This is a genomic window from Kluyvera fluvialis, assembly GCF_059725275.1.
Map to the genome: position 1 here is coordinate 38,233 of NZ_AP046142.1, position 11,742 is coordinate 49,974.

The window sequence follows — 11,742 nt, forward strand, 5'->3', positions numbered from 1 at the left end:
GATGCTGATGAAAACAACCCCCGTTCACGCCCCGGCTGCGCTTGGCGCATCGGGGATTGTCCTCGACTCGCTGCGCGTGGCCTATCACGGCAACGTGGTGCTTAAACCGCTGTCGTTAACCATTGAACCTGGCGAAGTGTTGGCGTTAATTGGCCCGTCTGGTTCCGGGAAAACGACGGTGCTGCGCGCGGTTGCTGGCTTTGTACAGCCTGCGGGCGGGCGCATTTTGATGGGCGATACCGACGTTACCCATCTGCCACCTTACAAACGCGGGCTGGCGATGGTCGTGCAGAACTACGCGCTGTTCCCGCATATGAAAGTGGAAGATAACGTCGCCTTTGGCCTGCGCGCGCAAAAACAGCCAAAAGCGTTAATCAAAGAACGGGTTACACAAGCGCTGAAAACGGTTGGTATGAGCGATTACGCCACCCGTTACCCGCATCAGCTTTCCGGTGGTCAGCAGCAGCGCGTGGCGATTGCCCGCGCGATTGCGGTGCGCCCACGCGTGCTGTTGCTCGACGAACCGCTCTCCGCGCTGGACGCGCAAATCCGCCATAACATGGTGGAGGAAATTGCCCGCCTGCACCGCGAAATGCCGGAATTAACCATTCTGTACGTCACGCATGATCAAACCGAAGCGCTCACGCTTGCCGACAAAATCGGCATTATGAAAGACGGCTCGATGATTGCCCACGGCGAAACCCGGGAGCTGTATCAGCACCCGCCAAATCGTTTTGCGGCGGAGTTTTTAGGGCGCGCCAATATCCTCTCAGCCACCGCGCTGGGCACGGCGAAAGCGCCGGGCTTTGTCGATGTAAGCTGCGGCGGTTCGGTTATCTGCGCGTTCAGCCAGGGCGGCCATCATAGCCATAATGCCCTGCTGTGCATTCGCCCGCAGCACCTGAGCCTGACGCCGCGCACCGCAGGCAGCAACCGCTTCAACGCCACGCTGCAATCGCTGCACTGGCAGGGGGATTTAACCCATCTGGTGTGTGATGTTGCGGGGGAGTCGGTGCGTATCGTGCTGACCCATCTCAACCCGCTGCCACGGCCTGGCGACAAACTGGCGCTGTGGTTTGAGCCTGATGACGCCGTTTTAATCGAGGTATAACGATGCCGCGCTCTCTGACGCTGGAAACTCCCGCGCCCTCTCTGCGCCCGCTGCTATGGCTGGCGCTACCGCTGTTGGTATTGGCGACGCTGTTTTTCTGGCCGCTATCGCTGATTATCGAACAAGCGCTGCGCAACGCGAGCGGCGAGATGGGGCTTGATACCTTTTGGCAGGTTATTGAGTCAAAACGCTTTGTTGGCGCACTGCTGAATACGTTGCACATCGCGCTGCTGGCAACGGCAGGCTGCCTGCTGTTGGGCAGCGTGCTGTCGCTGATTTTGGTGTTTATTCCCTTTCCGGGCAGTGGCTTGATTAGCCGCGTGGTGGATACCTTTATCGCCCTGCCTACCTTCCTGATTACCCTGGCATTTACCTTTATTTATGGCTCTGCGGGGTTGCTCAACGGCACGCTGATGAGCCTGTTCGCCTTTGACCTGCCGCCGGTGGATTTTCTCTACTCCATTAATGGCGTGATTCTGGCGGAAATTACCGTATTCACACCGCTGGTGATGCGCCCACTGATGGCGGCGCTGCGGCAAATCGACAAAAGCCAGCTTGAAGCGGCCAGCATTCTTGGCGCGCACCCCCTGCGGGTGATTGCTCAAGTCATTTTCCCGGCGGCGCTCCCGGCGCTGCTGGCGGGCGGCAGCCTCTGTTTACTGCTGACCACTAACGAGTTTGGCATTGTGCTGTTTATCGGGGCGAAAGGGGTAAACACGCTGCCGATGATGGTATACAGCAAGGCGATTTTGGAATCTGACTACAGCGTCGCCTGCATGATTGCGTTAATAAACATTGTGTTGTCGCTGGCGCTGTTCTCGCTGTATCGGCTGGCGGCGTCGCGCACAGGCGTAAGGAGATAACCATGCTGATTTGGTCACGCAAAGGGCGTATCGCCGCAGGCGCGGTTGCCACCACGCTATTTACGCTGTTCTTCCTCCTGCCGCTGGTGGTGATTTTGATGTCCAGCCTCAGCCAGCAGTGGAACGGTATTTTGCCGAGCGGCTTCACGCTGATGCACTTTGTGAATGCGCTGCGCGGAGCAGCATGGGACGCGCTCTTTTCAAGCCTGGTGATTGGTTTCTGTGCCAGCCTGTTTGCCCTGCTGTGCGGCGTATGGGCGGCGCTGGCGCTGCGCCAGTACAGCGCAAAGGCGCAAAAATGGCTGAGTATGGTGTTTTATCTGCCCAGCGCGATCCCGTCGGTGTCCGTGGGGTTGGGCATTTTAGTGGCGTTCAGCCAGGGGCCATTGCAAATGAACGGCACGCTGTGGATTGTGCTCACGGCGCACTTTGTGTTGATTTCGGCGTTCACCTTCAGCAACGTTTCAACCGGGCTGGCGCGGGTTTCTGCCGATATCGAAAATGTCGCCTCAAGCCTTGGCGCATCGCCGTGGTATCGCCTGCGTCACGTCACCTTACCGCTGCTAATGCCGTGGATGATGTCGGCGCTGGCGCTGAGTTTATCGCTGTCGATGGGCGAGCTGGGCGCGACGATGATGATTTACCCGCCGGGCTGGACGACGCTGCCGGTGGCTATCTTTAGCCTGACCGATCGCGGGAATATTGCCGACGGCGCGGCGCTTACCATCGTGCTGGTGGCGATTACGCTACTGCTGATGATGAAGCTGGAACGGCTGGCAAAAAGACTGGGGCAACACGCCTGATAGCCGATGCGCTACCAGGCCCGATCCAGCGCTACGGCTTTGGGCACTGAATGCGGCTAATCGCCTGCCGATAAGCCGCCGTATCGTTTTTATCCAGCGCCCGAGTGGCGCTGTGCACCGCCGTTTTATTCTCTGCTGACTCCAGCACACGGTTGGCAAACGTGGTATCGCTCATCCCATTGCTTGCCGGGCAGTTTTGCTTCACATCCTTTACCACCTGCTGTTTTTGCTGCGCAAACTTAAGCCCTTCTAACGGTGCAGCAGACGCCGCGACAGGCAGCGCCAGACAGGCAACGAGTAAAGCGGTAGCGTGTCTATTTTTCATCACCAATAGCCTTCTGTTAATTCATTACGTTAACTATAGACGCATTCTCCGGCTCGGCATTTTGCGCAGTGCTTCCCATAAAAATGCAGGCGTTACTGCCGCAGAACGATATCTTCGAGCGTTGATCGCAGCGCGGATAAACGACAGATGCTCCCGGATTCGCCGTGCGATACCGTCACTACCTCAACTTTTCGGGTGACGGATAACCATGACGATACGCGCCAGTTCCACGCCGCATGATGCGGTTTTTAAACAGTTTTTATGTCACCCTGACACGGCGAGAGATTTTTTATCTATCCATCTTCCCGCGTCGTTACGCACGTTGTGTGACCTGCAAACGCTTGAACTGGCATCCGGTAGCTTTATCGAACCGAATCTTCGCGCCCGCTATTCTGATGTGCTGTGGTCACTGAAAACGGCGCAGGGTGACGGCTATATTTACGTAGTCATTGAACACCAAAGCTCGCCGGATGTGCATATGGCGTTTCGGCTAATGCGTTATGCGCTGGCGGCGATGCAACGCCATCTGGATGCTGGGCATAACATGCTGCCGTTGGTGATACCGATGCTGTTTTATCACGGTATACAAAGCCCTTATCCCTACTCGCTGTGCTGGCTGGATGAATTTGCTGAACCACTGGCCGCGCGGCAACTGTATGCAGGGGAGCTTCCGTTGGTCGATATTACGGTCGTCTCTGATGACGAGATTATGCAGCACCGCCGTGTGGCGCTGCTGGAGCTGATTCAAAAACATATTCGCCAGCGCGACTTGCTGGCCGTCGTTGAGCGCATAGCCGCGCTTCTGGTTAATGGATCGGCTAATGACAGCCAGCTAACCGCACTGTTTAATTACCTGCTGCGCTCTGGCGATGCTCCCCGCTTTCATGAGTTTCTCCAGGCAGCGGCAGAACGTTCCCCTCAACACAAGGAGAAATTGATGACGATTGCGGAAAGGTTACGCCAGGAAGGGCAACAAGAAGGTAAGCGGCAAGAAGCGTTACGCATTGCGCGCACCATGCTGGAGCAAGGTATGGAACCTGATTGGGTGCGGGTGATTACCGGTCTTTCAATGGATGAGCTGCACGCGCTGTGCGATTAATACGTCGTTATTTAGCCCGATAAACGGCGATTTATCGGGCTTCTCCCGCGTTATACCGTTTTTGTGCGGCGGCGTGAGTCCAGCGAAATCAGGATCACCGACGACAGAATCAGCAGTGTGCCCAGCCAGTCAGGCAGGGTGAAGCTGATGCCCAGTAATAGCAGCGATAAAAACGCACTGCTGAGCGGCTCGGCGCAGCTGAGAATGCTGGCTTTTGGCCCCCCGATCATCTGTGCGCCTTTCAGATACAGGCTAAAGGTCACCGACGTGCCAATCACCACCAGATAGAAAAAAGCCAACAACAGGTTGCCGGTCATTACCACATGCGTGCCTTGACCCGCGTAGAACGGCAGCAGCATGGCTCCGCCCAACAGCATACTCCAGCCGACGACGGGCAGTGTGCCGTAACGGGCAATCAGCGTGGAAGGATAGGTGGTATAGAACGCGGCGGCGAAGGCCGAGGCAATCCCCCAGAACAGCGCAGCACCGGAGATAGACAGTGAGGTTGGGTCGCCGTGAGTTACCAGTAAAAACGTGCCAATCAATGAAGTAGCGATAGCTGCGCACACCAGGCCGCCGGGGCGCGCCTTACGCACGATGGCAAACCAGGCGACGATAATCGTCGGCGACAGAAATTGCAGAATGGTGGCCGTCGCTGCGTTTGATTTTTCAATCGCCAGCAGGAAGGTGAGCTGTACGGTCATGGCCCCGAGCAAAGAGAACAGCAGCAGGCTGGCGGCATCTTTGCGGTTGCGCATTACGCGGAAAATACGGTCGCCGTGCAGAAAAGAAAAAGTCAGCAGGATAAAACCGCCGGATAACAGACGAATCATGGTCAGAAACGGCGACGGCATCTGGCTTTGTTCCATGATGTACTGCGCGCAAACCCCGGAGCTGCCCCACAAAATTGCCGCAATGAGTACGTTTAGCATCCCTTTTCTGGTGGTGCCCATTTTCCTCTACCTGGTTATCGTATTTTTTTCAGGCAGTCATCATAGCATGGCAAGGCGCTTGCCCCCAGCGGAGTGCCGGGGGCGAGAGGTTAGCTGAGGTCGATGTTTTTGCTGCCAAAAAGCCAGGTCAGCAGGAAGCCGAAGATATAGGCCACCGCCAGCCCTGCGGCGTAAATGGCCATCCCTGCGTAAATACCGCTGTGGGAAGTCATCAGCGGTAATGCCACCAGACCAGACGGGCCGAACACGGTGTTCAGGCCGACCGGCAGGCCAAGCCAGGCCACCAGGCCGATAAAGAAGCCGCCGCACGCGCCGCCGAGACAGGCGGTGATAAATGGCTTCATGCGCGGCAGCGTTACACCGTAAATCAGCGGTTCACCCACGCCCAACAGGCCAGGGATAATCGCCCCTTTAATCTGCGTACGCAGCAGCGCCCCGTGTTTTGCGCGGTAGTAGAGCGCCAGCGCCGCACCCACCTGGCCTGCGCCCGCCATCGACAGAATGGTGAACAGGGAGTTGAAACCCTGAGCTTCCATCAGGGCGAAATAGACCGGCACAAAACCCTGGTGTACGCCAAACATTACCGCCAACAAGAACAACCCTGCCAACACCGCTGAGCCGAACGGGTTGCCGTTAAGGTGTAGGAACAGCCACGACATACCGGTAAACAGGTAGCCGCCAATCGGCATGATAATGGTGAACGTGATCGCGCCCATAATCAGCAGCGTTACCGCCGAGGTGAGGATCATGTCGAGGTTGGCGGGCATGATTTTCCGCACCTGCTTTTCCACCCACGCGCCCAGAATCGCCGCAATCAGTACGCCGATAATATTGCCGCGCGGGTCGATACCGTGACCGAAGAAATCGGTGATGCCGGAGTAAAAACCTACTGTGGCCTGCGGGTTATAGCCGAGGATAAACAGCGACGCGATAATCGCCCCGTTGACCCCAGATCCACCGAACGCCTTTTGGGTGTTATAGCCAATCAGAATGCTCAGGAAGGTAAACATCCCCTTACTGAACACTTTCATATAGCTGATGATATCGACCAATGTGGCGTTAGGATGCGCGTTTTCCAGCACGAACAGTTGTTCCGCCAGCGTGGCGAAACCGAGCAACAGACCTACGGCGATAAAACCGGGGATCAGCGGCGTAAAGATAGTGGCGAACTTGGCTAAAAATTTCTGCACCCGCCCGGTCTGCTTGCCTTTTAGCTCCTGCTTTTTGGCGCTGGCGATATCTGCCAACGATTCCGACGCCGGGGCAGTGTCGCTTACCGGGTCTTCTTCTGGCATCAGCGCAGCTTCTTCCAGCAGCAGGTTCATTATCTCTGCAGCGCTTTGCGCCCGGCCTGGGCCGAGGATTATTTGAAACTGCTCGTCGCTGACCACCACGCCCAGCACGCCTTCAATCTGGCGAATGGCTGGGACATCCGTTGGCCCCTCACTGCGCAAGGTTAAGCGCAGGCGAGTCATGCAGTTGCCTGCCTGCACCACGTTTTTTGCCCCACCGACCAGAGCGAGGATGCGGGCTATCATCTCTTTATTTATTTTTGCCATTCCACTCTACCTGTTCGTCGGATTATTTTTGCAATGCCTTGCGGATGAAGCCGTTGTTTTGTGCCAGTAGCTGCTGGGCTTCTTCCGCGCTGAGGTTTGCCAGCACCATGACGATGGCGGTTTTACAGTGCCGTCCACAGGCGTCCAGCGCAGTTTGCGCGGTGGTGCGGTCGCATTCTGTGGCTTCCATGACGATGGAAATCTGGCGCTCAATCAGTTTGGCGTTAGTGGCTTCGACATCGACCATCAGGTTGCTGTATACCTTGCCGCTGCGGATCATTGCGCCGGTGGTTATCATGTTCAGCACCAGCTTCTGCGCCGTCCCCGCTTTCAGGCGAGTGGAGCCGGTAACCACTTCCGCGCCCACCACTGGGGTGATGGCGATATCCGCGCGCTGCGCCATTTCGCCGTGCGGGTTGCAGCTCACGATAGCGACCAGCGCGTTTTGCTGGTGGGCATATTCCATTGCGCCGAGGACGTAAGGAGTACGACCGCTGGCGGCGATACCCACCAACACATCGCGCTCGTTAAAGCCCAATGCTTTGAGGTCTTCTGCGCCTTGCGCAGCGTTATCTTCGACGTTTTCGACCGCTTTCAGAATCGCGGTGTGACCGCCAGCAATCAGGCCAACGACCTGCTCCGGGCGAGTGCCGAAGGTGGGCGGACATTCGCTGGCGTCGAGAATACCCAAACGGCCAGAAGTCCCTGCACCGATGTAAATCAGACGCCCGCCGTGGCGGAATGCGTCGGCGACGCTGTTGACCAGTTGTGCAATCTGCGGAATATACGGAGTGATTGCATGGGCAACCTGCTGATCTTCCTTGTTAATTACTGTCAGCATCTCTTCGGTAGAGAGGGTGTCGATGTTGGTGCTGTTGGCGTTGCGTCGTTCAGTCAGCAATTTGCTCAGGTCGATAGTCATAAGAAACCTCATCATTCACAGTGGCGAGCAGTATAAGGAATTAATTATTCCATTCATGTGAAGAGTATCACGATTAGTCTTTTGTGAAGAATACGAAGTTATGGGTATTGCTGGGGTGTCGCGGAAATGTTGTTGGAATATTTTATTACTATGGTGAATTTTACGCGGGCTTTTTCAGACCGCGAGATAGTCAGTTGCCGGATGCGCGGTGGGGTTGTGTGGTAGGCCGGATAAGCGAAGCGCCATCCGGCAGGGGTTATTCGTGCCGAGTCTTCAGCGGCGCTTCTTTTAACAGCCACGACAGCACAAACGCCAGCACCATAATTGCCGCCGCCATCATAAACGCCGCATGGATAGCGGCCCCGAACGCGGTGAGATAATCGGTGCGAATCACCTCGGGAAGCTGGTGAATCGCCACCGGATTCATCCCTCGTGGCAACGTTCCTCCTACCGGCAACAGCCTGGTCAGACGGGATTGCAGCACCGACGTAAACACCGCGCCAAACAGCGCCACGCCGATAGAACCGCCAATGGAGCGGAACAGCGTAACCCCTGACGTCGCCACACCGTACAGCTTCGCGTCCACGCTGTTTTGCACCGCCAGCACCAGCACCTGCATCACCATCCCTAGCCCCATCCCCAACACGCCGGTAAACAAATATAGCTGCCAGGTAGGTGACGTCAGGGTAATGCGAGTGAGCAACACCATCCCGATAAACCCCATCAGCGTGCCAACAATAGGGTAGATGCGATATTTACCGCTACGGCTAATGGCCCGACCGCTCAAAATCGACGTCAGCAACAGCCCGCCCATCAGAGGAATCAACTGAAGCCCCGCCTGCGTCGGCGTGGCGCTTTTCACCACTTGCAGATACAACGGCAGAAACGTCACCGAACCGAACAGCGACATCCCGATGATAAAACCAATCAGGCTGCACAACAGGAAACTGCGATTACGGAACAGCGACAGCGGAATAATCGGCTCCCGAGCCCGCCGCTCCTCATAGATAAATCCGGCGATACCCACCAGGCCAAACGCCAGAATGCACCATAGCTGCGGGTCGCTCCACTCGCGCACCGTACCGCCTTCGGTGGTGAACAAAATGATGCACACCAGCGCCATCGTCAGGTATATCGCCCCCAGCCAGTCAATTTCATGCTGGCTGCGTTTGTTGCTGGAGCGGAATACTGCGCCAATAACAAACAGCGCAAACAGCCCCAGTGGCAGGTTGATATAGAAAATCCATCGCCATGAAGCGTGCTGCACAATAAAACCGCCGATCAACGGGCCAATGACGGTCGCGAGGCCAAATACCGCGCCGAACAGCCCCTGATAGCGCCCACGCTCGGCGGGAGGAATGACATCGGCAACTGCCGCCATGCTGATCACCATCAGCCCGCCGCCGCCCAGCCCTTGCAGCGCGCGCATTAGCACCAGTTGCGTCATGTTTTGCGCCAGCCCGCACAGCGCGGAGCCAAGTAAAAACAGCACAATGGCGATTTGCAAAACGCGTTTACGACCAAACAAATCGCCGAACTTGCCGTACAAAGGCACCACGATAGTGGAGGTGAGAATATAGGCCGTGACGACCCACGACAGTTTGTCGAGGCCGCCCAGTTCACCGACGATAGTCGGCAGCGCGGTAGAGACAATGGTCTGGTCAAGCGCGGAGAGCAGCATCACCAACAGCAGTGCGCTGAACAGCAGGCGTAAGGAGGTTGCGCCGGGCTGCGGGTTTGTCGTCGTAGACGCCATCATATTCTCACTTGAAATTAATTAAATGCATAATTAATATTTATGAAAGATCGCCCTTAGGTCAAGAGATCCCCCTCCTATGCCAGCACGAAAAGATCATTGTATACCGCGTAAACCAGGCCGCCCGCGCGGCAGCAAGCCCAATGCCGCCAGCCGCGAATTGCTGATGGATATTGCGCTGCGGCTGTTCTCCCAGCAGGGTATTGCCCGTACTTCATTGAATGCTATCGCGAAAGAGGCTGGCGTCACGCCCGCGATGCTGCACTACTACTTCAATTCACGTGAGCAATTGCTCGACGTGATGATTGAGGAGCGTTTTTTACCGCTACGCACAAAAATTGGCGGTGTGTTTAGCGAGTACCCGGATGATCCGGTGATGGCGCTGCGCGAAATGGTTAAGGCGTTGGCGAACGTTGCCGCTCAACACGCGTGGTTTGCGCCGTTATGGATGCAGGAAGTGATTGGTGAAATGCCCGTGTTGCGCCAGCATATGCACATCCGTTTTGGTGATGACCGTTATCAAGCCATGCTGGAAAGGGTGGCGCATTGGCAGGCCGAGGGCAAAATTAACCCGTACCTGACGCCGGAACTGTTGATCACCACGCTGTTAAGCCTGGTGCTGGTTCCTTTTTCTCGGATGCGCAACGATGAACGGTTGGCGATGCTGACGTCGGAACGCATTGTCGATCATGCGCTGGCGGTGTTATTGCAGGGAATTGGGCCAATATCCGCCTGAGGATAATTCGCAAATATGAATTTTATCAATATGCGGTGAGCGGAAGTATTCTCACCGCGTTGGTTACAGCAGGTTATAAAAATAAAGCCAATTTAGTGACGAGTCGGTTAAATATCAGATCTCCATCTCCTGATTTACATCATATTCAATTAACGCCCATGATGCGGGTTTGCCTTGATAATAAGGCATAACGTCACCCCTGCGTACGCTGATGACGGCGGAAACGGTGTTACCAGAGAGCTGCCAGCTACCGCCCTGAGGGCTGTACTGGCCACTGGTGCGAATAATCCCAAGCGGTTTACGTTCGGTATTTTCTTTGGAGGAGAACGAAGAAAGTACCGAAAGCGTGTAATTGCTACTATCTATCTTCATAACGTGATAATCCAAAAATGAACACACATCATGAACAAGCGGCAATATTCCGCTACAACTTAAACGCCGATTAATTATTTGATTGGTGAATAAATTAAAGCGATTTTATTGCAATAAAAATTCGTTTTAGCCAGAATGAGGCCACTTTACTGGTCAAAAAGCACCCTGAATGATTAAGCGTCTTATTAATTCATTGATAATTATTATGGCATTTGCGTCAGCCAGCGCCTTCGCGGTGGATTGTCAGCGCGCTGCCACGCCGCTCGAAAATACCATTTGCAGCAATGACAACCTGAACTGGCTGGATGACACCATGTCGAGCGTCTATCGCGCGATGCTGGTACGCCGCGACTCAGGGCAAGTGCATAAAGAATACGAAACGTGGGAAAAATCGCTGGAAGGCTGTTCGTCAGCCGAATGTATTGAACGCGCTTATTATTCGGGGATCAGCAAAATTGCTGAAGCCCAGCCGGGGTTTGACTGGGAAGGCCGCTGGTGGAATACCAGCGCCGCCAATATGAGCGGCGGCGTGGTGCAGTTCAGCCATAGCGCAGATTGGTCAATTACTGCCGATATCCGCATTTGGGCGGGGCTGAATAAAGATGAATTTACCGCCGAGGCACGCAAGCTCAACGGCATGGTGCTGATTGATAATATGGTCGATAGCAAATACTGCAAAGTGTTGTTTATTCCGCGTAAAAGTGGGGCGATTCAGGTATACAGCAACGCCGATTTTGGCTGCCGTTTGTCGATGCCGAACGGGGCATTTATTGATGGCCGTTATTTGAAATCTGATGTCGATCCACGACCAAAAGCCACGCTACAGTCGCTGGCTATTTTTGCTAATCAGGCGATGGATGACCGCTTCCGCACGTTGGTGGGAGAGGATTATCAAAAGTTTGTCGATACCGCGAATATTTATATCTATCAAGATGATATCGATAATGTTGGTGCGACCGTGGTGTCGATGTGGGTACGTGGCGCGGCGAATAGCCGCACGGCTATTATTATGTATACCGCCAATAATATCTGGGCGGCGCGCGTTGAACCGGACGCGTCCGGTAAACTTCGGTTCTCGTATTTCAGCACTCAGGGTAATGATGTGACCAAAATGCCACGCACCCTGGCGGGCTGGAAATTGCGTTATCTCGACCAATAAAAAACGCCCGGAATCGGGCGGTTAGGCTGGTGAAGAAGGGTTGCCGGATGGTGCTTCGCTTATCCGGCCTACCCGCCACGCGCT

General features: G+C 55.3%; 12 protein-coding genes. 6 read left to right on the forward strand and 6 right to left on the reverse strand.

Annotation, left to right across the window (positions count from 1 at the left end):
* The first annotated feature begins 1 nt into the window (after position 1).
* Genes phnT through phnV form a run of 3 tightly spaced genes read left to right on the forward strand, consistent with a single transcriptional unit; the run spans position 2 to position 2,777 of the window.
* A complete protein-coding gene (phnT, locus tag AC6I4B_RS00185) occupies positions 2-1,111 on the forward strand; it encodes a 2-aminoethylphosphonate ABC transport system ATP-binding subunit PhnT (RefSeq protein WP_497768600.1) in 1,110 nt (369 codons plus the stop codon).
* Positions 1,112-1,113: 2 nt separating this feature from the next.
* The gene (gene phnU, locus AC6I4B_RS00190) at positions 1,114-1,974 is read left to right on the forward strand and encodes a 2-aminoethylphosphonate ABC transporter permease subunit (RefSeq protein WP_497768602.1); all 861 of its coding nucleotides are present in this window, start codon (positions 1,114-1,116) and stop codon (positions 1,972-1,974) included.
* A 2-nt stretch (positions 1,975-1,976) separates the two neighbouring features.
* Entirely contained in the window at positions 1,977-2,777 is an 801-nt protein-coding gene (phnV, locus tag AC6I4B_RS00195; RefSeq protein WP_497768603.1) for a 2-aminoethylphosphonate ABC transport system, membrane component PhnV, read from the forward strand.
* Between the two features lie 31 nt (positions 2,778-2,808).
* On the opposite strand, the gene AC6I4B_RS00200 is transcribed toward phnV, so the two are convergent.
* On the reverse strand, positions 2,809-3,102 hold the full coding sequence (locus AC6I4B_RS00200) for a YicS family protein (RefSeq protein WP_497768605.1): 294 nt from the start codon (positions 3,100-3,102) through the stop codon (positions 2,809-2,811).
* Positions 3,103-3,310: 208 nt separating this feature from the next.
* On the opposite strand from AC6I4B_RS00200, the gene AC6I4B_RS00205 reads away from it, so the two are divergent.
* Positions 3,311-4,201 carry an Rpn family recombination-promoting nuclease/putative transposase gene (locus AC6I4B_RS00205; protein ID WP_497768606.1) on the forward strand — a complete coding sequence of 297 codons (891 nt, stop codon included), beginning with the start codon at positions 3,311-3,313 and terminating at the stop codon, positions 4,199-4,201.
* Between the two features lie 50 nt (positions 4,202-4,251).
* Here AC6I4B_RS00205 and AC6I4B_RS00210 read toward each other — a convergent pair whose 3' ends face one another.
* The 4 genes from AC6I4B_RS00210 to AC6I4B_RS00225 form a co-directional block, all read right to left on the reverse strand.
* The gene (locus AC6I4B_RS00210; protein WP_497768608.1) at positions 4,252-5,154 is read right to left on the reverse strand and encodes an EamA family transporter; all 903 of its coding nucleotides are present in this window, start codon (positions 5,152-5,154) and stop codon (positions 4,252-4,254) included.
* A gap of 89 nt (positions 5,155-5,243) precedes the next feature.
* Positions 5,244-6,713, reverse strand: coding sequence for a PTS N-acetylmuramic acid transporter subunit IIBC (murP, locus tag AC6I4B_RS00215; protein WP_497768609.1), 1,470 nt, complete (start codon positions 6,711-6,713; stop codon positions 5,244-5,246).
* Positions 6,714-6,735: 22 nt separating this feature from the next.
* On the reverse strand, positions 6,736-7,635 hold the full coding sequence (gene murQ, locus AC6I4B_RS00220) for an N-acetylmuramic acid 6-phosphate etherase (RefSeq protein ID WP_497772298.1): 900 nt from the start codon (positions 7,633-7,635) through the stop codon (positions 6,736-6,738).
* Positions 7,636-7,891: 256 nt separating this feature from the next.
* The gene (locus AC6I4B_RS00225) at positions 7,892-9,394 is read right to left on the reverse strand and encodes an MDR family MFS transporter (RefSeq protein WP_497768611.1); all 1,503 of its coding nucleotides are present in this window, start codon (positions 9,392-9,394) and stop codon (positions 7,892-7,894) included.
* A gap of 76 nt (positions 9,395-9,470) precedes the next feature.
* Here AC6I4B_RS00225 and AC6I4B_RS00230 point away from each other — a divergent pair, with 76 nt between their 5' ends.
* Positions 9,471-10,127: a TetR/AcrR family transcriptional regulator gene (locus AC6I4B_RS00230; protein WP_497768613.1), complete on the forward strand. Its 657-nt coding sequence runs from the start codon at positions 9,471-9,473 to the stop codon at positions 10,125-10,127.
* A gap of 114 nt (positions 10,128-10,241) precedes the next feature.
* Here the strand turns inward: AC6I4B_RS00230 and AC6I4B_RS00235 are convergent, their stop codons facing one another.
* The gene (locus AC6I4B_RS00235; RefSeq protein ID WP_497768614.1) at positions 10,242-10,499 is read right to left on the reverse strand and encodes a hypothetical protein; all 258 of its coding nucleotides are present in this window, start codon (positions 10,497-10,499) and stop codon (positions 10,242-10,244) included.
* A 205-nt stretch (positions 10,500-10,704) separates the two neighbouring features.
* Here AC6I4B_RS00235 and AC6I4B_RS00240 point away from each other — a divergent pair, with 205 nt between their 5' ends.
* On the forward strand, positions 10,705-11,658 hold the full coding sequence (locus tag AC6I4B_RS00240; RefSeq protein ID WP_497768616.1) for a lysozyme inhibitor LprI family protein: 954 nt from the start codon (positions 10,705-10,707) through the stop codon (positions 11,656-11,658).
* Positions 11,659-11,742: the final 84 nt, after the last annotated feature.